Raw genomic sequence first — 20,789 nt, 5'->3', positions numbered from 1 at the left:
GCATGGACGAAAAACGGCTTTTGGAGGTGAGGGACCTCAAGGTCCACTTCTTCACCGACGATGGTGTGGTGAAGGCGGTGGACGGGGTTTCCTTCCACGTGGACAAGGGGGAGACCCTGGCGGTGGTGGGGGAGTCGGGCTCGGGGAAGAGCGTGACCTCCTTGGCCATCATGCGGCTCATCCCCACGCCCCCGGGGCGGATTGTGGGCGGGGAGGTGCTTTTCCGCGGCAAGGACGGGCAGGTGCGGGACCTCACCAAGCTCTCCGAGGCGGAGATGCGGCGGATCCGGGGCAACGACATCGCCATGATCTTCCAGGAGCCCATGACCTCCCTGAACCCGGTGTACACCGTGGGGGACCAGATCGCCGAGGCCATCATGCTCCACCAGGGGAAAAGCCGCAAGGAGGCCATGGAGCTGGCGGCCCACATGCTGGACCTGGTGGGCATCCCTGAGCCCAAGAAGCGCCTGGCCAACTACCCCCACCAGATGTCCGGGGGGATGCGCCAGCGGGTGATGATCGCCATGGCCCTCTCTTGCAACCCCTCCTTGCTCATCGCCGACGAGCCCACCACGGCCCTGGACGTGACCATTCAGGCCCAGATCCTGGAGCTCATGAAGAAGCTCCAGGAGGAGATCGGCATGAGCATCCTCTTCATCACCCACAACCTGGGGGTGGTGGCGGAGATGGCCGACCGGGTGGTGGTGATGTACGCGGGGCGGGCGGTGGAGCAGGCCGACGTGGTGCCCCTCTTCAAGGAGCCCCTCCACCCCTATACCCGGGGGCTTCTCCACTCCGTGCCCCGGCTGGACCTGGCCGCGGAGCACAAGGAGCGCCTCGAGGCCATCCCCGGCAACGTGCCGAACCCCCTCTACCTGCCCCCGGGGTGCGCCTTCCACCCCCGGTGCAAGCACTATGTGGAGGGGCTTTGCGACCGGGAGGTGCCCTCCCTGGAGGCCACGGGGGACGGGCGCCAGGTGCGGTGCGTGCGCTGGAAGGAGATCCGGGAGGTTAGGGCATGAGCGTCCTCCTGGAGGTCAAGGACCTGAAAAAGCACTTCCCCATCCGCGGGGGCATCCTCTCCCGGGTGGTGGGGAGCGTGAAGGCGGTGGATGGGGTATCCTTCGCCATCCGCAAGGGGGAGGTGCTGGGCCTGGTGGGGGAGTCGGGGAGCGGCAAGACCACGGTGGGCCGCACCCTGCTCCGCCTCATTGAGCCCACGGGGGGGCGGATCTTCTTTGACGGGCAGGACATCACCGACCTGCCCAAGGACAAGCTCCGTCCCTACCGCCGCCGGATGCAGATCATCTTCCAAGACCCCTTCAGCTCCCTCAACCCCCGGATGACCGTGGGGGACATCATCGCCGAGCCCCTGGTCATCCACGGGCTGGGCAAGACCCAGGAGGAGCGCACGGAGCGGGTGGCCGAGCTCCTGAAGCTGGTGGGGCTTTCCCCGGACCACATGCGCCGCTACCCCCACGAGTTCTCCGGCGGGCAACGCCAGCGCATCGGCATCGCCCGGGCCCTGGCGGTGGCCCCGGACTTCATCGTGGCCGACGAGCCGGTCTCCGCCCTGGACGTCTCCATCCAGGCCCAGGTGGTGAACCTCCTCCAGGACCTCAAGGAGGAGCTCGGGCTCACCCTGCTCTTCATCGCCCACGACCTGGCGGTGGTGGAGTACATCTCCGACCGGGTGGCGGTGATGTACCTGGGTAAGGTCATGGAGATCGCCTCCGCCCGGGAGCTTTACCGCAACCCCAAGCACCCCTACACCGAGGCCCTGCTCTCGGCCGTGCCCATCCCCGACCCCACGGTGAAGCGCGAGCGCATCGTCCTCCAGGGGGACATCCCTTCCCCCATCAACCCCCCCTCGGGGTGCGTGTTCCGCACCCGTTGCCGCTACGCCCTTCCCGAGTGCGCCCACACCGTGCCCGAGCTGAAGCAGGTGGGCCCGGGGCACTACAAGGCCTGCATCCGGGACGACATCCTTTAGCGCCCTAAAGGCCAGCCCCCGGCGGGAACCGCCGGGGGTATACTGCTTCCATGCTGGTCAAGGACGTGATGCACCATCCGGTGTTCACCGTGGGGCCGGAGGTGAGCCTCGAGGACGCCTACAGGCTCCTCCTGGAGAAGGGCATCCGCCACCTGCCGGTGGTGGAGGGGGGGAAGGTGGTGGGCATCATCACCGACCGGGACATCCGCCTGGCCACCAGCCACCTGAACCCCAAGGGCCCCTGCCCGGGGTGCACCCAGGTGGCCGAGGTGATGACCCGGGGCGTGGTCACCGCCCACCCCCTGGACCCGGTGGAGGAGGCGGCCCGGGTGATGCGGGAGCGGAAGATCGGCTCCCTGCCCGTCCTGGAGGACGGGGCCCTGGTGGGCATCGTCACGGGGATTGACCTTCTGGATGCCCTTTTAAAGCTCACCGGGGTCACCGAGCCCTCGGGGAGGCTGGAGGTGCGCCTGCCCGACCGGGTGGGGGAGCTGGCCCGCCTCACGGGCTTCCTGGCGGGGCGGGGGGTGAACATCCACTCCCTCCTCTCCTACCCGGAGAACGGGGACTATGTGCGGGCGGTGGTGCGGGTGAACACCCTGGAGACCCACCTCCTGGCCGAGGGCCTGCGCGGCCAGGGGTTTGAGGTGCTCTGGCCCCCCAAGAAGCCATGGTGATCTACCGGGACGAGTACCGCCTCTACGACTTCGGCCCCAACCACCCCTTCAGCCCGGTGCGCCTGGAGATGCTCACCTCCCTCCTCGAGGCCCTGGGCGTCTGGCGGGAGCCCCTTGCGCCCCCGGAGGCCACCCGGGAGGAGGTGCTCTCCGTGCACTCCGAGCGCCTGGTGCGGCGGGTGGAGGCGGCGAGCCGCGGGGAGAGGGTGCCCGACCTGGAGCACTACGGCCTGGGCACCTCCGACACTCCCGTCTTCCCGGGCATGGACCGGGCGGCCCGCCTCCTGGTGGGGGGGACCCTGGAGGGGGCGCGGCGGATCCTTGCGGGGGAGAAGCGGGTCCTGCAGCTGGGGGGTGGCCTCCACCACGCCCAGTACGACCGGGCCTCGGGCTTTTGCGTGTACAGCGACCTCTCCGTGGCCATCCGCCACCTGACCCGGGCGGGCCTGCGGGTGGTCTACCTGGACATTGACGTCCACCACGGGGACGGGGTGCAGTGGATCCACTACGAGGAGAAGGAGGTCCTGACCCTGAGCCTCCACGAGTCCGGGCGCTACCTCTTCCCCGGTACCGGGCACGTGCACGAGATCGGCCGGGGGGAAGGGGTGGGCCGCAAGCTCAACCTGCCCCTGGAGCCCTTCACCGAGGACGAGAGCTACCTGGAGGTCTTTGAGGCCCTGGTGCCCTGGGCCCTGGAGGCCTTCCAGCCCGATGTCCTGGTGGTGCAGGCGGGGGCCGACGCCCACTTCCTGGACCCCCTGGCCGACCTCCTCCTCACCACCCGGGCCTACGCCCGCCTCTTCCCCCTCATCCTGCAGTACGCCGAGGCCTACGCCGGGGGCAGGGTCCTCTTCACCCTGGGGGGTGGGTACAGCCTGGACGCCACCGTGCGGGTCTGGGCCCTGCTCTACCACGTCTTCCACGGCCTTCCCCTCCCCGAGCGCCTGCCTGAGGGGTGGCTCAGGACCTGGGAGGCACGGCTCGGCAAGCCCCTCACCCCCACCCTGCACGACCCCGAGGGGGCCTACCCCGGGATTCCCCGGAAGGGGGAGATTGAGAAGCGCAACCGCCTCACCCTGGAGCGGCTCACGGAGCTGGTGCGCCCCTACCTGCTAGACTAGCGGGGTGAGGGTCGTTCTGCGCCTACCCGAGCGCAAGGAGGTGGAGGTCCGGGGGGATAGACCCCTCAAGGAGGTCCTCCGGGAACTGGGGCTCAACCCGGAGACCGTGGTGGCCGTGCGGGGGGAGGAGCTCCTCACCTTGGAGGAGCGGGTGGGGGAGGAGGAGACCATAGAGGTCCTCTCCGCCATCTCTGGAGGCTAGGATGGTCTGCAAGCTCTGTGGGGAGAAGGCCCAGGTGGAGGTGCGCTCCCGAGGCCTGGCCCTTTGCAAGGGGCACTACCTGGACTGGTTCGTGAAGGAGACGGAGCGGGCCATCCGCCGCCACCGCATGCTCTCCCCGGGGGAGCGGGTGCTGGTGGCCGTTTCCGGCGGCAAGGACTCCCTGGCCCTGTGGGATGTCCTCCACCGCCTGGGCTACCAGGCGGTGGGCCTGCACCTCCAGCTGGGGATTGGGGCCTATTCCGAGAGGAGCCTCGAGGTCACCCGTCGCTTCGCCCAGGAGCGGGGGCTGGAGCTTTGGGTGGTGGACCTCAAGGAGGCCTACGGCTTCGGGGTGCCGGAGCTGGCCCAGCTTTCGGGGCGGGTGGCCTGCTCCGCCTGCGGGCTTTCCAAGCGCTACATCATCAACCAGGTGGCGGTGGAGGGGGGGTTCAGGGTGGTGGCCACGGGCCACAACCTGGACGACGAGGCCGCGGTGCTCTTCGGCAACCTCCTCAACCCCCAGGAGGATGCCCTGGCCCGCCAGGGGCCCCTCCTGCCGGAGAAGCCCGGTCTGGCCGCCCGCATCAAGCCCTTCTACCGCTTCAGCGAGCGGGAAGTCCTCTCCTATGCCCTCCTGAGGGGCATCCGCTACCTGCACGAGGAGTGCCCCAACGCCAAGGGGGCCAAGAGCCTCCTCTACAAGGAGGCCCTCAACCTGGTGGAAAAGGAGATGCCTGGGGCCAAGCTGCGCTTCCTGGAGGGTTTTTTGGATAAGATCCAGCCCCGTTTGCAGGCTGGGGAGGAGGTGGTGCTCCAAGAGTGCCAGCGTTGCGGCTACCCCACCACCGGGGCCGTCTGCTCCTTCTGCCGCATGTGGGACGCGGTGTACCGGCGGGCCAAGAAGCGGCGCCTCCTGCCCGAGGAGGCGGAGTTCACCCCCAAGGCGGAGGCGGTCCGTGTCCCTTAGGCCCGGGGTTTACCGGCATTACAAGGGGGGGCTTTACCGGGTGCTCTTCCTGGCCCGCCACTCGGAAACCGAGGAGGAGCTGGTGGTCTACCAGGCCCTCTACGGGGAAAGGGGGTACTGGGTGCGGCCTCTGGCCCAGTGGCTGGCCCCGGTGGAGGTGGCCGGGGAGGTGCGGCCCCGCTTCCAGCCGGTGGAGGAGTAGGGGCTTCCCAAAAGGTGAAGGCCCCGGGAAGGTCCCGGGGCCTTTCCTGGTGGGCGCGAGTGGACTTGAACCACCGACCCCTACCGTGTCAAGGTAGTGCTCTGGCCACCTGAGCTACGCGCCCGTGCTTTTGGAGGCGCCGGCCGGATTCGAACCGGCGAATGGAGGTTTTGCAGACCTCTGCCTTACCCCTTGGCTACGGCGCCAAGCCAAGGGTTATGGTATCACGCTTCCCTAAACCCTGTCAAGGAAACCCGCATCCCCATGGGAAAAATGCTATCATGCCCCCTAATGGACGAGGTCTTCGTGCGGCTCAAGCGGGGGCGCTGGCCCTTCTCCAAGGGGCTTCTGGTGGAGGCCCTCCTGCCTTTGGGCGTCTCCCCGGAAGCGGCCCACGCCGTGGCCCACACCGTGGAGGAGCGGCTCAGGCGGGAAGGGCGCCTGGAGGTCTCCCCTCAGGCCCTGAGGCGCCTCTTCCTGGAGGAGGTGGCCCTCGCCCTGGGCCCGGAGGTGGCCGAGGCCCTGAGCCGCCAGACCCTGCCCTTTGAGGAGATCCTGGTGGCCGAGGGGCGCAGGCGGCGTCCATTTTCCAAGGGGCTTTTGGCCCGGAGCCTGGAGGACGCGGGCTTCTCCCTCAAAGAGGCCCACGAGATCGCCAAGCGGGTGGAGCGCCGTCTGCGCCAGGAGGGGGTGCGCCAGATCTCCGCCCGCCGGCTGGAGGGCCTGGTGGCGGAGGAGGTGCGGGCCCTCCACGGCCAGGAGGCGGGCCGGCGCTACCGGGAAAGGCTCCTTTGGGCGGGGGAGCTCTTCGTGGAGGAGAAGCCCGGGGAGCCCAGGGTCCCCTTTTCCAAGGGCATCCTGGCCCAGTCCCTTATGGCCATCGGCCTCTCCCCGGACCGGGCCTACCGCCTGGCCCGGGAGATTGAGATGGGCCTGCACCAGGAGGGGGTCCAGGTGGTGCAGCGGGACCGGCTGCGCCGGCGGGTGTACGAGACCCTGCTGAGGGAGGCGGGGGAGGAGATGGCCCGCCGCTACCTTCTCCTGCGGCACCTAAGGCGGAGCGTGCGCCCGGTGCACATCCTCATCGGGGGGGTGACGGGGGTGGGGAAGAGCGTTTTGGCCTCGGCCCTGGCCTACCGCCTCGGCATTACCCACATCATCCCCTCGGACGCGGTGCGGGAGGTTTTCCGGGCCTCCTTCTCCAAGGACCTCCTGCCCACCCTGCACTGCTCCACCTTTGAGGCCTGGAGGGCGCTTCTTCCCAACATTGGCCTCGAGGCGGAAAGCCACGAGGCCCGGGTCATGCGGGGCTTCCTGGACCAGGTGGCCCGGGTGGCCGTGGGCCTGAGGGCCATCCAGGAAAGGAGCGCCCTGGAGGGCACCTCCATCGTCCTGGAGGGGGTGCACGTGGTGCCCCGGTACCTGGAGCATCCCCACCGGGAGCAGGTCTTCACCATCCCCATGCTCCTGGTGCTGCAGGACGAGCGGCTCCACCGGGACCGCTTCCTCTTGCGGGACCGGGAGACGGGGCACGCTAGGCCCCAGGAGAAGTACCTGCACCACTTCCCGGAGATCCGCCTCATCCAGGACCACCTCCTGCGCTGGGCCCAGGAGGAGGGCATCCCCGTCATCCCGGGGGAGGACCTGGACGAGGCCATTGAGAAGGCCCTGGAGGTCCTGGTGGCCTACCTGGAGGCCCAGGGCCGGCGTTTGGGGGAGGACGTCCGTGCTTGAGGCCCTGGGGTTTCTCCTCCTCCTGGCCCTGGCCTTCCGCCTCCAGAGACGGGTTCCCCTATGGGCCATAGGGGTTTGGCTTAACCTCCTCTGGTTCGTCTACCAGAACGAGGTGGGCTCGGGGTGGCTTACCTACCTGAAGGGCCTGGGGGCCGGCCTCTTCCTGGCCGCGGGCTACGGCCAGCCCCTTCTGGCCTGGGCCCTTACCCCCTGGCCCCTCCTCCTCTACCTGCGGCTGGACGTGCGGGAATTCCTCTTCTACCTCCCCGCCCTGGGGGAGGGGATGCTCCTGGGGGGCCTCCTCTACCTGGTGGGCTTCCGCAGGCGGTAGCGGAGGTAGGGCAGGCCTGCTCCCAAAAGGCCTCCCCCCAGGGCGAAGAGGGGGTGGCCGAAGAAGACCTGGAGCACCAGGTAGACGGCGAAAAGCCCCAGGAAGAGGGGGACGGGGAAGGGCCGCTCCCCGTAGCCGAAGGCCGCTCCGCCCAGGGTAAGGCCCAGGGCCAGGGCGATGCCCTCCTGGCTCGGCCGGAACCAGAGGAAGTAGGCGTACCCCGCCACCCCCAGAAGGGAGAGGGCTTGCGCCAGGCGGTTGGCGTCCATCAGTCCTTGACGAAGCGCCCCACCAGGAGCTGGGAGAGCGCCAGGGCCACGCCCCCCCAGGCCACCTGGGGCTCACGGCCTAAAAAGCCCATGGCCGCGGAGAAGACCCCGGCCACCAGGAAGAAGGGGACGTACTTGGGGTTCACGGTGAGCCCCAGGACGAAGGCCACCAGAAACCCCGCCACCCCCGGGGGGAGGCTGGCCCCCAGGGCCAGGAAGAGGAGCATGAGGGCGATGGTGATGGCCCCTGCCAGGTAGTAGGCCCCCGGGAAGGGTTCCTTGCGCTTCTTACGGGCGTCCTTGGCCTCGGCCATGGCCCAAGCTTACCACTAGAGGAGGCCCGCCGCCCGGGCCACGGCCTCGAGGGTGGCGGGCACCGGAGGGGCAAGCCCGGCCACCTTCTCCGCGGTGGCTGGGTCCTTGAGGCCGTGGCCGGTGAGGGTGAGGACCACCTGGCTTTCCCCTTCCAGCCGGTCCTCCCTCAGGAGCTTCCACACCCCGGCCAGGGCGGCGGCGCTGGCCGGCTCCACGAAGAGGCCCTCCTCCTCGGCCAGGTAGCGGTAGGCGGCCAGGATTTCCTCGTCCGTGACCGCCTCAATGACGCCTCCCGACTCCTCCTTGGCCCGCACGGCCCCCTCCCAGCTGGCCGGGTGGCCGATGCGGATGGCGGTGGCCAGGGTCTCGGGCCGGGCCACCGGGTGGCCCAGGACCAGGGGGGCGGCCCCCGCCGCCTGGAAGCCCAGCATCCGGGGAAGGCGGCGGGCCTTCCCCAGGGCCCGGTACTCCCGGTAGCCCATCCAGTGGGCGGTGATGTTCCCCGCGTTGCCCACGGGGAGGGCGTGGTAGTGGGGGGCTTCCCCCAGCTCGTCCACCACCTCAAAGGCCAGGGTCTTCTGCCCCTCCAGGCGGTAGGGGTTCAGGGAGTTCACCAGGGCCACGGGGAAGGCCTCGCTCAAGGCCTTGGTGAGGGCGAGGGCCTGGTCAAAGTTGCCCTCTACCTGCACGATGCGGGCCCCGTGGACCAGGCTCTGGGCCACCTTGCCCAGGGCCACGTACCCCGCGGGCAGGACCACGATGGCCCGGATGCCCGCCCGGGCCGCGTAGGCGGCGGCGGAGGCCGCGGTGTTCCCCGTGCTGGCCGCGGCCACCGCCTTGGCCCCGGCCTCCACCGCCTTGGAGACCGCCAGGGTCATCCCCCGGTCCTTGAAGCTTCCCGTGGGGTTCAGGCCCTCGAACTTGGCGTAAAGCCGTATCCCCTTCCTTTGGGCCTCCTTGGGGCCTTTTAGGGGGATGAGGGGGGTGGAGCCCTCCAGGAGGCTCACCACCGGGGTCTTTTCGGAGACCGGCAGGTGGGCGCGGTAGCGCTCAATGAGGGGCAGCCGCATGGAAATATGCTCTAGGCTAGGTTTCCTTAGGTCAAGGGCCTGCCCTAGGCCACCTGGGGGAAGGGGCTTCCCTCCGCCAGGGGAGGCTTGGGGGTGGGGGCGGGGAGGTGGCCTGAGGCCCCGGAGAGGAGGCGGAAGAGGTCGGCCAGGAGGCCGCTGGCCGTGGCCCCACCTCCTGCTCCCGGGCCGGTGACGAAGACCTCTCCCAGGGGCCGGGTGCGCACCCAGAGGGCGTTGCCCCGGGCCCGGGCCAGGGGGTGGTCCTGGGGCAGGCGCACGGGGGCCACCCGGGCCTGCCACCTGCCCCCTTCCCCATAGAGGCTGGCCACCAGGCGCACCCGCTCCCCCCGGGCCTCCGCCTCCTTTAGGGCCTCGAGGGTGAGCCCGGTGATGCCCCGGGCCTCCACCCCGGCGAAGGGGAAGCCCGGGTCCACAAGGAGGCGGGCCAGAAGGGTGAGCTTGTGGGCGGCGTCCGTCCCCTCCACGTCCAGGGTGGGGTCGGCCTCCGCGTAGCCCAGGCGCTGGGCCTCCTGGAGGGCCTCCGCGTAGGTCCGCCCCTTTTCCATCTCCTGGAGGATGTAAAGGGTGGTGCCGTTCAGGATGCCGTGGAGCTCCAGAAGCTCGCTCCCCCTTAGGGTTTCCAGGAAGGAGAGGGCCGGGGTCCCGGCCATGACGCTGGCCTCGTGGTAGATGAGGCCCTCCTCGGCGAAGGGCCTGAGCCTCTCCCAGGCCTCGGCCAGGAGGGCCTTGTTGGCGGTGATGAGGGGGATGCCGGCCTCGAGGGCCGGCAGGACCAGGCGCAGGGGAGCCTCCACCCCGCCCAGGGCCTCCACCACCACGTCGGCCTCCAGGAGGTCAAAGGGCTCGGTCTTCAAGATTTCTTGGGGAATCGGCCGGGCCTTGCCCGGGGTGCGCACCAGGACTCCCAGGAACCTGGGGGAAACCCCTAGGGCATGGAAGTCCTCCAGGCGTTCCTGCACCAGGGTGTAGAAGGCGCTTCCCACGGTGCCCCCGCCCAGGAGGGCGATCTTCAGGGTCTCCATGGCGAGGATTATAGTGGCCCCGTGGACCTTAGGGACCTCCTGGAGGAGGCTGCCCGCAAGGGGGGCTTCCTGGTGGCCTGGGCCCCCCTAGAGGGGCTTGGGGCGGCAGAGGCCCGCTTCCAGGCCTGGCTGGCCGCGGGGCGCCACGGGGGGATGGCCTACCTGGAGAAGGGGGTGGAGGCCCGCTTCCGTCCCCAGGCCCGCTTTCCCTGGGCCAAAAGCGCCCTCCTCCTCTTTGCCCCCTACGCCTACGAGGACCCCGGGGTGCCCCCGGGGGGATTCCGGGTGGGCCGGGTGGCCCGCTACGCCTGGGTGCGGGACTACCATCTCCTCCTGGGGGAGGCGCTTGGGCGGCTGGCGGAAGTGGCCCGGGGCCTGGGGGTGGAGGCCCGGGGGTACGTGGACCACGGCCCCCTGCCCGAGAGGGCCCTGGCCCTCCTCTCCGGAGCGGGCTGGGTGGGGCGGAGCGGCATGTTCCTCTCCCCGGCCTTCGGCGTCCACGCCTTCATCGGGGTCCTCCTCACCGCCTTGGAGGTGGAGGCTCCCGCACCCCACCCTTTCCGCTGTGGCCGTTGCACCCGTTGCCTCCCCGCCTGCCCCACGGGGGCTTTGCTGGGGGACGGCACCCTGGACGCCAGGCGGTGCGTGAGCTACCTTACCGTGGAGCACAAGGGCTTCATCCCCCCGGAGCTCTGGCCGGGGGTGGGGGAGTGGCTTTTGGGGTGCGATGGGTGCACGGAGGTCTGCCCCTGGGAGCGCTTCGGCCGGGTATGGCGGGGCTTTGTCCCCGACCCCGAGCTGGCCCACCCCGACCTGGGGGACTTCTTCCGCCTCTCCGGGCGGGCATTCCAGCGCAAGTACGGGGACACGGCCTTCGCCCGGCCGGGCCGGGCCCGCATGGCCCGCAACGCCCTCATCGTCCTGAGCAACCTGGGCCTGGGGGAGGGCCTGATGGCCGAGGCGGCCAAGGATCCAAACCCCCTGGTGCGGCGCACCGCCCTCCACGCCCTCTTCCGCGTGGGGAAGCCCGTGGAGGGCTTCCTCCGGGACGAGGACCCCGGGGTGCGCCGGGAGGCCCTAGCCCTCCTTGGGGAAGCGGCCGGTGCGGTAGACCTTCTCCAGCACGGGGGGCAGGCCCCAGGCCCGCAGGTCAAAGAGGAGGGGGCCCAGGTCGTAGGGGACCTTGAGGAAGCGGGCCTCGAGGGTGTCGGTGTCCAGGACCAGCACGTCGGCCCCATGCTCCCCGGAAAGGCTTAGGCCCACGCTCCCCGGGTCGGCCAGCATCCCCGTCCCCACCCGGCGGGCCAGGGGCAGGTGCCGTCCCCCCAGGAGGAGGATCTGGGCCCCGTAGCGCTCCAAAAGGGGGAAGAAGTCTTTGGCCGGCCCCAGGAGGTCCAGGGACTCCTCGGGGCGGCCCGGTTTGCCGTGGAAGGCCACCAGGCGCCTTTCCCCGTAGGTGCGGCGGTGGGAGAGGCGCAGGGCGCGCAGGTAGTTGAGCTCCTTCTCGGAAAGCTGGGCCCTGGTCCAGGCCAGGGTGGCCCGCCCCACCCCTTCGGGCAGGGTTCCCGGCAGGGGGTAGGCCACCCGCAGGTCCCAGGCCCCGGCGATGGCGGGAAGCCCCTCCTTCCAGAGCCGCTGGAGAACTTGGCGGGGATGGGGGCCGTAGCCCACCAGGTCCCCCAGGACCAGGACCTCGTCCACCCCTTCCCCGCGCAGGGCCTCCAGGGCCGCTTCCAGGGCGGGAAGGTTGGCGTGGAGGTCGGAGAGCACGCCAAGGCGCATGGCCCTATTCTGCCATTCCGCCAGCGAAGGCCTGGGAAAACCGGCCTCGAGGGGATATGGTGGAGGGGTGCGGGCGCTTCTCCTCGGCCTCCTCCTGGCCCTCACCCTGCCTCCCTTTCCCTTTGGGTTTCTCGCCCCCCTGGTCCTGGCCTTTCTCCTGCAGGGGGGGTGGCGCACGGGCTTCCTCATGGGCCTGGGGTTTTGGAGCCTGCACCTCCTCTGGCTTCCCCAGAGCTTTGCCCAGCTCTTCGGCCCCCTGGGGGCCTTGCCCTTTTTGCCTCTCGTCCTGGTCAAGGCCTTGAGCTTCGGCCTCCTCTTCGCCCTGACCCCCAGCCCCCTCCTCCGCGTGGGGGGGTGGGTGGTGCTGGAGTGGCTCACGGAGCAGGGGCCCCTGGCCTTCCCCTGGGGGTTTCTGGGCTACGCCCTGGTGGAGGCCCCGGGCCGGGTGCTGGCCGCCTGGGGTGGGGTCTACCTTCTCTCCCTCTTGGTCCTCCTCCTGGCCTGGGGGCTTAGGGCGGGGCGGTACTGGCTCCTCCTGCCCTGGGCCCTCCTCTGGCTTCTCCCTCTTCCCCCGGCCGAGGCCCCGGAAAAGGCCCTTTTGGTCCAGGGGAACATAAACCCCCTGGCCAAGGTCCAGGGGGAGCTGGGGGAGGCGGTCTACCCCCGCCTCACCCGGGAGGGCCTGGCCCGGCACCCCGAGGCCCGCCTGGTGCTCTGGCCGGAGACCGCGGTCTGGGAGATCCCCGAGGAGGCCACGGGCATCCTGGAAGGCCGCCTCCTCCTCACCGGCCTCAACCTTCCCGGCCCCAACCGGGCGGTCCTCTACCGGGAGGGGGAGGTCCTGGCCCACTACGACAAGGTGCGCCTGGTGCCCTTCGGGGAGCGCTTCCCCTTCCGCGAGGCCCTGGGGGGGGCCTACGCCTTCTTCTTCCGCGCCTTCGGCCTGGGGGAGCTGGGGGACCGCACCCCGGGGGAGGGGTTTGCCCCTTTGGGGCCTTATGGGGCCATGATCTGCTACGAGTCCGTCTTTCCCTCCGTGGCCCGGGCCCTGGTGCGGGAGGGGGCAGGGGTGCTGGTCCTCCTCACCAACGACGCCTGGTACGGCCCCTCCTTCGGGGGGGCGCAGCACTTCGCCCTGGGGCGCCTTCGGGCGGTGGAGACGGGGCGCTGGCTCCTTAGGGCGGGCAACGACGGCATCACCGCCAGCCTTGACCCCTACGGCCGGGTGGTGGCCCGCATCCCCCCCCACCGGGAGGGGTACCTCCTGGCCCCCTACGCCCTAAGAGGGGGGCTTACCCCCTACGCCCGCTTCGGGGACTGGGCCGTGGGGCTGGCGTTGACGCTTCTTCTCCTGGGCCTTATCCTTAGGGTGCGCGCGCCGGGGTGGCGGAACCGGTAGACGCGGCAGACTCAAAATCTGCTGTCCGCGAGGACGTGCGGGTTCGAGTCCCGCCCCCGGCACCAAGCGTGGGTCTGGCCCCGTCTGGGAAAAACTCCAGACGGGGCTTTGCCTTGGGGGCCAGGGTTGGGGCCGCGGCCCACCCCGTCCCTGCTGAAGGGGAGAGCCCCACGGCCTAGCGGGCCATCAAGGGCGCTTCTCCCAAAGGGCCAGGGTGTAGCCCTCCTCCGGCCAGACTTCCGGGGGGCTTCCCAGGGCTTCCTGGAAGAGCCTCGCCAGGGCCTCGAGGGAGAGGCGGTGCTCCAGGGGAGGGCCCACCTCCTCCTCCCGGTGGGGCCATTCCAGCACCGCCACCCGCCGGGCCACCCGGGCCGCCTCCCGCAGGGCGGGGAGGGGGTCTAGGTGGTGGAGGGCGAGGCCGAAGAAGGCCAGGTCAAAGCTCCGGTCGGGGAAGGGGAGGCTTTCCGCCCGCCCTTCCACGAAGCGGGCGTGGGGCACCCGGCTTTGGGCCACCTCCAGGCGGTCCGCCCTGGGGTCCAGCCCCACGGTGAAAAGCCCCAGCCGGGCGAAGGCCTCGGCGAAGACCCCGGTGCCGGTGCCGATGTCCAGGGCGCTTCGGGCCTCGAGGCCCTCCAGGGCCTTCCGGGCAATCCCCTCGGGGGGAAAGCGCTCCAGGCGCTCGGGGTTGCGGAAGGGGTCCCTGGCCTCGCAGGCGTTGGTGAGGAGGGCCCACATCACCAGGGCCCCCTCCTCCGCGGCCCTCTGGAAGGCCTCCTGGAGGGCGCGGAAGACGGCCTCCTCCTCCCCGGATAGCTCGGAGTGGGTGGGGAGGACCCGGTGGTCCACCCCGCTTTCCTCCAGGGCCAAAAGGGCCTTCTCCACCGCCTTGTAGTCCCCCTGGAGGAGGGGATAGAGGGCAAAGAGCGCCTTTACCGCCATCTTCCCAAGTATAGGGCGGGGCGGTTGCCCGCCCGCTGGCCGGCCCGGTCGGCCTCGGGAAAGGGGGGCTGGGCCTCGGGGGCCAGGAAGACGGCCCCCGCCTCGGCCTCAGGGGGGCCCAGGAGGCGCCTTAGGTCCTCCCGGGTGAGGAAGCGGGCCTCTTTCCAGGGCCTCACCCCCTCCTCCCCCAGCCGGCGGTAGAGGGCGGCCCAGGGGGAGAGGGCCTCGAGGATCCCCACCACCAGCCTGCCCCCCGGCCTCAGGACCCTCCGGGCCTCCGCCAGGACCTTTTCCACGTCCTCCACGAACTCCAGGGTGGTGAAGAGGAGGACCACGTCAAAGGTCCCCGCAGGCAGGGGCAGGGCCTCCCCCCGCGCCGCCACCCACTCCGCCTGGGGGACCCGGGCCCTCCCCACCCGGAGCATGTCCGGGGAGGGCTCCACCCCCACCCGCCTGGGGTAGGGGAGGCGCTTAAGCCAGTAGCCCGTGCCCGCCCCCACCTCCAGGAGGCTTTCCCCGAAGGGCAGGAGGCCCTTTAAGGCCCGCTCCTCCTCGGCCACGGCAAAGGCCCCCAGAGGGGTCTCGTACCAGGCCTCGTAGGCCTCGGCCAGGCCGGCAAAGGGGTCTTTTTCCATGCCCTCAGCCTAGCCGCACCACCGCGCCCTCGCTAGGCCTCAGCACCAGGTTTTCCCCCACCTCCTCCTCCCGGTCCAGGTGGGTGGAGAGCACCACCTTCCCCCCCCGGGGAAGGGCCAGGGCCCGCTCCTTCTCCGTGAAGTTCAGGGCCACCAGGAAGCCCTCCCCCCGCAGGTAGGCGTAGACCCCCTCCCCCGCCCGGTAGGTGCGGTAGGCCCCGTAGAGGAGCTCTGGGTCCTTGCGCAGGCGGAGGAGGCGCTTCACCAGCTGGAGCATGGACCGGGGGTCCTGTTCCTGGAGGGCCACGTTGCGCACGGGGTAGTCAGGGTTCACCGGCAGCCAGGGCTCGGCGGTGGAAAAGCCCGCATGGGGGCTGGCATCCCATTGCATGGGGGTGCGCTCGGGGTCGCGGCCCGGGGGCAGGCCGTGCTCCCCCAGGCGGCCCTTCTGGCGGAGGGCGGCGGGGTCTTGCACCTTCTCCCAGGGGATTTCCCCGTTCACCATGCCGATCTCGTCCCCGTAGTACCAGGTGGGGGTGCCCCGCAGGGTGAAAAGGAGCATGGCCGCCACCCGGGCCTGGGCCTCCCCCAGCCGGGAGGCCAGGCGGGGCTGGTCGTGGTTGCCCAGGACCCAGTTGGGCCAGTCCCAGCGGGTAAGCAGGCTTTCGTACTCCTCCACGATGCGGGCGATGTTCTCCGGCCGCCAGTCGGGGAGGCCGCGGAAGATGAGGTGGAAGTTGAAGGGGAGGTGGCAGCCCGCCTGGTAGTAGCGCACCAGCTGGGGGTAGGGCAGGTAGATCTCCCCCACCATGACCCGCTCGCGCCCCGGCTCGGAGAACTCGTCCAGCACGGAGCGCATCTCCCGCACGTAGGCGTAGGTTTCCGGCTGGTCCTCGGTGAAGACGTGGAGGTGGCGGCCCCGGTCGTACATGCCCGGGCGCCAGTCGGGGTTGCCGGGCTCGTCCCGCAGGAGGAGGTCCTCGGCCAGGAGCCAGAGCACGTCCACCCTGAACCCGTCCACCCCCCGCCTTAGCCAGAAGCGCATGGCCTCGTGGATGGCCTGGCGCACCTCGGGGTTGCGCCAGTTGAGGTCGGGCTGCTCGGGCAGGAACTGGTGCAGGTAGTACTGGCCGGTCTTCTCGTCGTAGGTCCAGGCGGGCCCGCCGAAGAAGCTCTGCCAGTTGTTGGGGGGGCCCCCTCCGGGGGCAGGGTCGGCCCAGACGTACCAGTCCCGCTTGGGGCTATTCCGGGAGCTCCGCGACTCCAGGAACCAGGGGTGCTGGTCCGAGGTGTGGTTGGGCACCAGGTCAATGAGCACCCTGAGCCCCAGGGCGTGGGCCTCGGCCAGGAGGCGGTCAAAGTCGGCCAGGGTGCCGAAGATGGGGTCCACGTCGCAGTAGTCGGCCACGTCGTAGCCGAAGTCCTTCATGGGGCTTTTGTAGAAGGGGGAGAGCCAGATGGCGTCCACCCCCAGCGCCTTCAGGTAGGGAAGCCGCCGGCGGATGCCCTCGAGGTCGCCTATGCCGTCCCCGTTGGCGTCCTGGAAGCTCCGGGGGTAGATCTGGTAGATGGCCGCCTCTTTCCACCACATGCCCCCAGTCTACCCCTGGGGCGGGGGAGGCTGGAAGCCCTTCCAGACCCTAGGGTTCCGCCTCCAGTTCCCCCGCCTCCGCCTGGAAGCCCTCCTTGTGGCTCCCGTCGCAGAAGGGCTTCTGGGCGGAGCGGCCGCAGCGGCAGAGGGCCAGCTTGGCCCGTTCCAGGCGCATCTCCTGGCCGCCAAGCCGGAAGGCCGTGCCCTCGGGCAGGTCCAGCACGTAGGGCCCGTTTTCCCGAAAGCGGAGCCGCATGCCCCCCACTATAGTGGGGGCGTGGACCTCGAGGGCCTCTTCGCCCAGCACCTGGCGCGGCTGGCCCCCAAGGACCCCCTGGTCCTGGCGGTCTCCGGGGGTGGGGACTCCGTGGCCCTGGCCCACCTGGTGAGGCGGGCGGGGCGAAAGGGGGTGGTGGCCCACCTGGACCACGCCTTAAGGCCGGAAAGCCCCCAGGACCTGGCCTTCGTGGAGGCCCTGGCCGGGCGGCTTGGCTTTCCCTTCTTTGCCGAGCGGGTGGAGGTGGGGAGGATCGCCCAGGCCAGGGGGGAGAACCTGGAGGCGGTGGCCCGGGAGGTCCGCTACGCCTTCCTCCACCGGGTGGCCAAGCAGGTGGGGGCCAGGGCCATCCTCACCGCCCACACCCTGGACGACCAGGCGGAGACCGTTCTCCTGCAACTCCTCCAGGGCACGGCCCGGGCCCCGGGCATCCGGGAGAAGGAGGGCCTGGTGGTGCGCCCCCTCCTCCCCTTTCCCCGCGAGGCCCTGAGGGCCTACCTGCGGGGCCTGGGGGAGGCCTGGCGGGAGGACCCCACCAACCAGGACCCCTCCCTGGACCGCAACTACCTGCGCCTCATGGTCTTTCCCCTCCTCCTAGAGCGCTTCCCCCGGGCCAAGGAGGCCCTAGCCCGCTTTGCCCAGGTGCGGGCTGAGGAGGAAGACCACCTGGAGGCCGAGGCCCAGGTCCGCCTCCTCCCCGACCCCCGCTTCTTCGTGCCCGCCTACCGGGCCCTGCCCCTCCTGCAGGCCCCCGAGGCCCTGCGGCGGCGGGCCCTGCGGCGGGTGCTGGAGGCCTTGGACCTGCGCCCCGAGGCCCGGCTCATCGCCCTCCTGGAGGAGGCCCTGCGGGGAAAGGCCACCACCCTTCCCGGGGGGCATCTGGCCCGGCGCAAGGGGGGGACCCTCTTCCTCATCCCCCCTTCCCCCAGGGTTCCCCTTCCCCCCGGCTTCCGCCGCCCCCACCCTGGGGACCACCTGGTCCTGCCCTACGGCCGGAAGCGCCTGGTGGACTTCCTGGCGGAGAAGGGGGTGCCCAAGGAGCTCAAGCCCCTCTGGCCTGTGCGGGCCGAGGGGGGCCAGGTGGTGGAGGTCTACGGGCTTTTCCCGCCCCCAGAGGAGGAAAGGCTCATGGGCCTGGCCCTGGAGGAGGCCCGGGCCGCCTTTGCCGAGGGGGAGGTGCCCGTGGGGGCGGTCCTGGCCCTGGGGGAGAGGGTGTACCGGGCCCACAACCGCGTGGAGGCCACCCAGGACCCCACGGCCCATGCGGAGATGCTCCTGTTGCGCCAGGTGGGCAAGGAGGCCCGGGGCGGAAGGCTTTACGTCACCCTAGAGCCCTGCCGCATGTGCCACCACGCCCTCCGGGAAGCGGGGGTGGAGGTGGTCTACGGGGCGGAGAACCTGAAGGAGGGAGCCCTCACCCGCTTCGGCCAGGGGGGAAGGCTACGCGGTGGCGTGCGGGAAGGGGAGTGTGCTAAGCTCTTAAGGGACTTCTTCGCCCGGCTCAGGGAGGGGTGCCGGAGCGGTTGAACGGGCCGGTCTCGAAAACCGGTAGGCTCCGCAAGGGGCCTCGCGGGTTCGAATCCCGCCCCCTCCGCCAGAGGCGGCCTGCGGGCCGCTCTTTTTTACACCAGCTGGTACCCCCAGCGCCCCCCCAGGACTCCCAGGCCCTTAAGGCGTTCCTCCGCCTCCTCCCGGGTCTGGGGAAACCCCATGAGGAGCAGGTAGAGGAGGCTGACCAGCTCCCCCAGGACCAGGAAGCCGTACCGCCTCCTCTCCTCCTCCCAGAGAGCCTCCATGCGCCGATGGGCCATGCGCCAGGGCACGGCCAGGAAGTGGTCCTTGGGGGTCTGGGCCTCGGGGTCGCAGAGGGCCGGGTCCTTGGCGGTGAGGAGGCCGCGGCAGGCCAGGGGCCTGTGGGGGTAGACCCCGCAAAGCCCCCCCTCCAGCAAGGGGCAGGGGGTGCGGCTTCGGAAGAAGCGGCTGGGGAAGTGGGGGTCGTCCTTGCCCTCCCGCAGGAGGGCCAGCCGCCTGGGGCCTTCCTCCAGGAGACGCGCCTGCTGGAGGGGGCTGAGGTGGGGAAGCAGGGCCTCCCCCTCCAGGCGGGAGAGGCTCACCCAGCCGAAGCAACAGGCGGAGCAACCCGCCTGGCAGGAGGGCTTTAGGCCCTTTAGCGCCAGGTAGTCGGCCAGGTCCTGGTCCAGGGCGTGCCAGTGGGCTTCCGGGTTCATCGCCGCAGGCGGTAAACCCCCTTCCTGGGGTCAAAGGGGCAGGCGCGGAAGGCCACGTGGGGGCAGTGGCGCCGGTGGCGGGCCACCTCCTCCGCCAGGGCCCGGGGCAGGCCACACCGGGGGCAGGCCCTGGCCGCCCTTTTGGGCCAGAGGAGCCAAAGGCCGAGCCCCCCCAGGAGGAGGAGGAAGAGGACCTCCATCCCGTCCAGTCTACCGGGGTATCCTGGGGGCATGTCCGCACCCTTCTTAGAACCCCTGGTGCCCGGGGTGCCCCCGGCGGTTTCCGCCTGGATGCGGGGCCTTCAGGAAGTGCGCCTCCACCTGGAGCGCTGGGCCTTTGACCTCCCCGAGGAGGCCTTCTGGTGGCGGCCCAAGGAGGGGGCCAACCCCATCGGCGGCCTGGTGCGCCACATCACCGGAAGCTCCCTGCGCCTGGCCGCCTACGCCCTGCCCCTGGCCTTGCCGGAGTGGGCCAGAAGGGGCCGGGAGTGGGAGCTTCAGGGGGAGCCGGAGGCCAAGGCGGTGGTGGTGGCCCGCTTCCAGGAGGCCTGGCCGGGGCTTTTGGAGGCCTTTGCAGGGCTCAGCGAGGAGGCCCTGGGGGAGGAGGTGCCGGTGGGCGCCCAGGGCCTCAGGGCCCCCCGGGCCCACGTGCTCCACCACCTGGTGGAGCACGCCCAGCACCACGCCGGCCAGGTGATCTACGCCCGCAAGCTCCTCTAGGACCTTTGGCCCCCAGGGGGGCCGGTAAGATGGGGGTATGGAACGCATCGGCCTTCGCGGTGCTCCCCGGACCACCCTCGAGGCCCTCAAGGAGGCCCTGAAGGGCCTGCGCCTTTCCGAGGCCAAGGTCTACCTCATCACCGACTGGCAGGACCGCCGGGAGAAGGCCCGCTACGCCCTCCTCATCCACGGGGGCAGGCGCGACCTCCTGGTCCCCGACGCCTTTGGCCCCGCCTTCCCCGGGGGGGAGGCCGCCCTCTCCCAGCTCATGGCCCTCCTCCTCCAGGGGGGAGCCCGGCGGTTTTACGAGGCGGTGGTCTCCCCGGGGGAGATGACCGCCCTTTTGGACCTGCCTCCCCAGGCCCTCCTGGCCCGGGTGAACGCCATCGCCAACCCCACCGATCCCGGCATCTACCTCAAGGCGGCCTAACCGTAAAGGGCCCGGAGCCGGGCCGCTTCCTGGGCCAGCCGGGGCAGGGCCTCCAGCCTTGCGCCGGTGGCGTAGCCCCGTGCCGCCAGGTGGGGCAGGACCACCTCCGTGGGCAGGTTGCCCACCAGCTCGTCCCCGGCGAAGGGGCATCCCCCCACCCCGGCCAGGGCACCCTCCAGCCAGCGCACCCCCGCCCCCAGCACCGCCTCCACCTTGGCCAAGACCCCCTCGGGCCGGGCGTGGAGGTGGGCGCCAAGCCCCTCGGGGCCGAAGCGGGCCACCGCCCTCTCCAGCACCTCGCGGATGCGTTCGGCGTCCGCCACCCCGTAGGTGTCCGCCAGGGCGATTTCCCGCACCCCCAGCTCCCGTAGCCGCCCGATGGCCTCCAGCACCCCTTCCACGCTCCAGGGGTCCCCGTAGGGGTTGCCGAAGGCCATGGAGAGGTAGACCACCAGGCCGAGCCGCCCCTCCGTGGCCCGCACCATGGCCGCCACCAGGGGCCAGGACTCCGCGAGGGAGCGGTTGGTGTTCTTCCGCTGGAAGGTCTCCGAGAGGGAAAAGGGGTAGCCCACGTGGGTGAGGTTCCGGGCCCCTAGGGCCCGCTCCAGGCCCTTCTCGTTGGCCACGATGGCCAGGTAGGTGCGCCCCTCCGGGGGGGGCAGGGCGGCCAGGACCTCCTCCGCGTCCGCCATCTGCGGCACCCACTTGGGGGAGACGAAGCTGGTGAGGTCCAGGTGGCGGAAGCCCGCTTCCAGGAGCTTCCCCAAGAAGCTCACCTTCTCCGCGGTGGGGATGAAGCGGCTGAAGCCCTGCCAGGCGTCCCGGGGGCATTCCACCCACTTTAGGGTCTCCATGGGCACCTCC

Annotated in this window: 25 protein-coding genes, 4 tRNA genes and 1 pseudogene; 16 read left to right on the top strand and 14 right to left on the bottom strand. The window is 70.8% G+C overall.

Annotated elements, in window-relative coordinates; genetic code table 11:
* The first annotated feature begins 2 nt into the window (after nucleotides 1-2).
* The 7 genes from B128_RS0108450 to B128_RS0108420 are packed head-to-tail and all read left to right on the top strand — an operon-like array spanning nucleotide 3 to nucleotide 5,162.
* A complete protein-coding gene (locus B128_RS0108450; protein WP_018111839.1) occupies nucleotides 3-1,022 on the top strand; it encodes an ABC transporter ATP-binding protein in 1,020 nt (339 codons plus the stop codon).
* Nucleotides 1,019-1,993: an ABC transporter ATP-binding protein gene (locus tag B128_RS0108445; RefSeq protein WP_018111838.1), complete on the top strand. Its 975-nt coding sequence runs from the start codon at nucleotides 1,019-1,021 to the stop codon at nucleotides 1,991-1,993. The genes B128_RS0108450 and B128_RS0108445 overlap by 4 nt, the downstream gene beginning before the upstream one ends.
* Nucleotides 1,994-2,043: 50 nt before the next feature.
* Nucleotides 2,044-2,670 (top strand): CBS and ACT domain-containing protein, encoded by a 627-nt coding sequence (locus B128_RS0108440; protein WP_018111837.1) that lies wholly within the window; start codon nucleotides 2,044-2,046, stop codon nucleotides 2,668-2,670.
* Nucleotides 2,664-3,791, top strand: coding sequence for an acetoin utilization protein AcuC (locus B128_RS0108435; protein ID WP_018111836.1), 1,128 nt, complete (start codon nucleotides 2,664-2,666; stop codon nucleotides 3,789-3,791). Before B128_RS0108440 ends, B128_RS0108435 begins: the two co-directional genes overlap by 7 nt.
* A gap of 4 nt (nucleotides 3,792-3,795) precedes the next feature.
* Entirely contained in the window at nucleotides 3,796-3,993 is a 198-nt protein-coding gene (gene ttuB, locus B128_RS0108430) for a sulfur carrier protein TtuB (protein WP_018111835.1), read from the top strand.
* A gap of 1 nt (nucleotide 3,994) precedes the next feature.
* Nucleotides 3,995-4,960, top strand: a complete 966-nt coding sequence (gene ttuA, locus B128_RS0108425; protein ID WP_018111834.1) for a tRNA-5-methyluridine(54) 2-sulfurtransferase — start codon at nucleotides 3,995-3,997, stop codon at nucleotides 4,958-4,960.
* Nucleotides 4,950-5,162: a DUF1653 domain-containing protein gene (locus B128_RS0108420; protein ID WP_018111833.1), complete on the top strand. Its 213-nt coding sequence runs from the start codon at nucleotides 4,950-4,952 to the stop codon at nucleotides 5,160-5,162. The genes ttuA and B128_RS0108420 overlap by 11 nt, the downstream gene beginning before the upstream one ends.
* Before the next feature lie 47 nt (nucleotides 5,163-5,209).
* Here the strand turns inward: B128_RS0108420 and B128_RS0108415 are convergent.
* Nucleotides 5,210-5,286, bottom strand: a tRNA-Val gene (locus B128_RS0108415).
* Between the two features lie 7 nt (nucleotides 5,287-5,293).
* A tRNA-Cys gene (locus B128_RS0108410) sits at nucleotides 5,294-5,368 on the bottom strand.
* A gap of 85 nt (nucleotides 5,369-5,453) precedes the next feature.
* On the opposite strand from B128_RS0108410, the gene B128_RS0108405 reads away from it, so the two are divergent.
* Both B128_RS0108405 and B128_RS0108400 read left to right on the top strand, forming a co-directional pair.
* Nucleotides 5,454-6,896: an ATP cone domain-containing protein gene (locus B128_RS0108405; protein WP_018111832.1), complete on the top strand. Its 1,443-nt coding sequence runs from the start codon at nucleotides 5,454-5,456 to the stop codon at nucleotides 6,894-6,896.
* Entirely contained in the window at nucleotides 6,889-7,227 is a 339-nt protein-coding gene (locus B128_RS0108400; protein ID WP_018111831.1) for a hypothetical protein, read from the top strand. Before B128_RS0108405 ends, B128_RS0108400 begins: the two co-directional genes overlap by 8 nt.
* Here B128_RS0108400 and B128_RS0108395 read toward each other — a convergent pair.
* Genes B128_RS0108395 through B128_RS0108380 form a run of 4 tightly spaced genes read right to left on the bottom strand, consistent with a single transcriptional unit; the run spans nucleotide 7,200 to nucleotide 9,924 of the window.
* Nucleotides 7,200-7,496 carry a hypothetical protein gene (locus B128_RS0108395; protein WP_018111830.1) on the bottom strand — a complete coding sequence of 99 codons (297 nt, stop codon included), beginning with the start codon at nucleotides 7,494-7,496 and terminating at the stop codon, nucleotides 7,200-7,202. The genes B128_RS0108400 and B128_RS0108395 overlap by 28 nt on opposite strands.
* Nucleotides 7,496-7,810: a hypothetical protein gene (locus B128_RS0108390; protein WP_018111829.1), complete on the bottom strand. Its 315-nt coding sequence runs from the start codon at nucleotides 7,808-7,810 to the stop codon at nucleotides 7,496-7,498. The genes B128_RS0108395 and B128_RS0108390 overlap by 1 nt, the downstream gene beginning before the upstream one ends.
* A 15-nt stretch (nucleotides 7,811-7,825) precedes the next feature.
* Entirely contained in the window at nucleotides 7,826-8,881 is a 1,056-nt protein-coding gene (gene thrC / locus B128_RS0108385) for a threonine synthase (protein ID WP_018111828.1), read from the bottom strand.
* Nucleotides 8,882-8,925: 44 nt separating this feature from the next.
* Entirely contained in the window at nucleotides 8,926-9,924 is a 999-nt protein-coding gene (locus B128_RS0108380) for a homoserine dehydrogenase (protein WP_018111827.1), read from the bottom strand.
* A gap of 21 nt (nucleotides 9,925-9,945) precedes the next feature.
* On the opposite strand from B128_RS0108380, the pseudogene queG reads away from it, so the two are divergent.
* Nucleotides 9,946-11,091, top strand: a pseudogene (gene queG / locus B128_RS0108375) (tRNA epoxyqueuosine(34) reductase QueG); the annotation flags it as partial.
* Here queG and B128_RS0108370 read toward each other — a convergent pair.
* Entirely contained in the window at nucleotides 11,002-11,706 is a 705-nt protein-coding gene (locus tag B128_RS0108370; protein WP_018111825.1) for a metallophosphoesterase family protein, read from the bottom strand. The pseudogene queG and the gene B128_RS0108370 overlap by 90 nt on opposite strands.
* A 67-nt stretch (nucleotides 11,707-11,773) precedes the next feature.
* Between B128_RS0108370 and lnt the strand changes: the two genes are divergently transcribed.
* Both lnt and B128_RS0108360 read left to right on the top strand, forming a co-directional pair.
* Complete coding sequence (gene lnt / locus B128_RS12705) at nucleotides 11,774-13,105, top strand: apolipoprotein N-acyltransferase (protein WP_026175135.1); 1,332 nt, start codon at nucleotides 11,774-11,776, stop codon at nucleotides 13,103-13,105.
* A tRNA-Leu gene (locus tag B128_RS0108360) sits at nucleotides 13,084-13,170 on the top strand. Before lnt ends, B128_RS0108360 begins: the two co-directional genes overlap by 22 nt.
* A 121-nt stretch (nucleotides 13,171-13,291) precedes the next feature.
* Here the strand turns inward: B128_RS0108360 and B128_RS0108355 are convergent.
* From B128_RS0108355 to B128_RS0108340, 4 genes are read right to left on the bottom strand one after another with little or no spacing between them, the layout of a single operon-like run.
* Complete coding sequence (locus B128_RS0108355; protein ID WP_018111824.1) at nucleotides 13,292-14,044, bottom strand: class I SAM-dependent methyltransferase; 753 nt, start codon at nucleotides 14,042-14,044, stop codon at nucleotides 13,292-13,294.
* The gene (locus B128_RS0108350; RefSeq protein WP_018111823.1) at nucleotides 14,035-14,679 is read right to left on the bottom strand and encodes a class I SAM-dependent methyltransferase; all 645 of its coding nucleotides are present in this window, start codon (nucleotides 14,677-14,679) and stop codon (nucleotides 14,035-14,037) included. The genes B128_RS0108355 and B128_RS0108350 overlap by 10 nt, the downstream gene beginning before the upstream one ends.
* A 4-nt stretch (nucleotides 14,680-14,683) precedes the next feature.
* A complete protein-coding gene (locus B128_RS0108345) occupies nucleotides 14,684-16,270 on the bottom strand; it encodes an alpha-amylase family glycosyl hydrolase (protein WP_018111822.1) in 1,587 nt (528 codons plus the stop codon).
* A 49-nt stretch (nucleotides 16,271-16,319) separates the two neighbouring features.
* A complete protein-coding gene (locus B128_RS0108340; protein WP_026175134.1) occupies nucleotides 16,320-16,526 on the bottom strand; it encodes a CDGSH iron-sulfur domain-containing protein in 207 nt (68 codons plus the stop codon).
* A 21-nt stretch (nucleotides 16,527-16,547) separates the two neighbouring features.
* Between B128_RS0108340 and tilS the strand changes: the two genes are divergently transcribed.
* Both tilS and B128_RS0108330 read left to right on the top strand, forming a co-directional pair.
* Nucleotides 16,548-18,074 (top strand): tRNA lysidine(34) synthetase TilS, encoded by a 1,527-nt coding sequence (gene tilS, locus B128_RS12700; protein ID WP_026175133.1) that lies wholly within the window; start codon nucleotides 16,548-16,550, stop codon nucleotides 18,072-18,074.
* Nucleotides 18,053-18,144: transfer RNA gene (locus tag B128_RS0108330), tRNA-Ser, on the top strand. Before tilS ends, B128_RS0108330 begins: the two co-directional genes overlap by 22 nt.
* Before the next feature lie 25 nt (nucleotides 18,145-18,169).
* Here B128_RS0108330 and B128_RS0108325 read toward each other — a convergent pair.
* Both B128_RS0108325 and B128_RS0108320 read right to left on the bottom strand, forming a co-directional pair.
* Nucleotides 18,170-18,775: a YkgJ family cysteine cluster protein gene (locus B128_RS0108325; protein ID WP_018111820.1), complete on the bottom strand. Its 606-nt coding sequence runs from the start codon at nucleotides 18,773-18,775 to the stop codon at nucleotides 18,170-18,172.
* Nucleotides 18,772-18,975, bottom strand: a complete 204-nt coding sequence (locus B128_RS0108320) for a hypothetical protein (RefSeq protein ID WP_026175132.1) — start codon at nucleotides 18,973-18,975, stop codon at nucleotides 18,772-18,774. Before B128_RS0108320 ends, B128_RS0108325 begins: the two co-directional genes overlap by 4 nt.
* 31 nt (nucleotides 18,976-19,006) lie before the next feature.
* On the opposite strand from B128_RS0108320, the gene B128_RS0108315 reads away from it, so the two are divergent.
* Nucleotides 19,007-19,495 carry a DinB family protein gene (locus B128_RS0108315; protein ID WP_018111818.1) on the top strand — a complete coding sequence of 163 codons (489 nt, stop codon included), beginning with the start codon at nucleotides 19,007-19,009 and terminating at the stop codon, nucleotides 19,493-19,495.
* Nucleotides 19,496-19,532: 37 nt separating this feature from the next.
* Nucleotides 19,533-19,925: a DUF3197 domain-containing protein gene (locus B128_RS0108310; protein WP_018111817.1), complete on the top strand. Its 393-nt coding sequence runs from the start codon at nucleotides 19,533-19,535 to the stop codon at nucleotides 19,923-19,925.
* Here B128_RS0108310 and B128_RS0108305 read toward each other — a convergent pair.
* Nucleotides 19,922-20,779 carry a hydroxymethylglutaryl-CoA lyase gene (locus B128_RS0108305; RefSeq protein ID WP_018111816.1) on the bottom strand — a complete coding sequence of 286 codons (858 nt, stop codon included), beginning with the start codon at nucleotides 20,777-20,779 and terminating at the stop codon, nucleotides 19,922-19,924. The genes B128_RS0108310 and B128_RS0108305 overlap by 4 nt on opposite strands.
* Nucleotides 20,780-20,789: the final 10 nt, after the last annotated feature.

It is taken from the genome of Thermus igniterrae ATCC 700962 (assembly GCF_000376265.1).
In the GTDB taxonomy this organism is placed as follows: Bacteria; Deinococcota; Deinococci; order Deinococcales; family Thermaceae; genus Thermus; species Thermus igniterrae.
The sequence above is the reverse complement of the archived record's forward strand: the minus strand, read 5'-3'. Positions and strand labels throughout refer to the sequence as shown.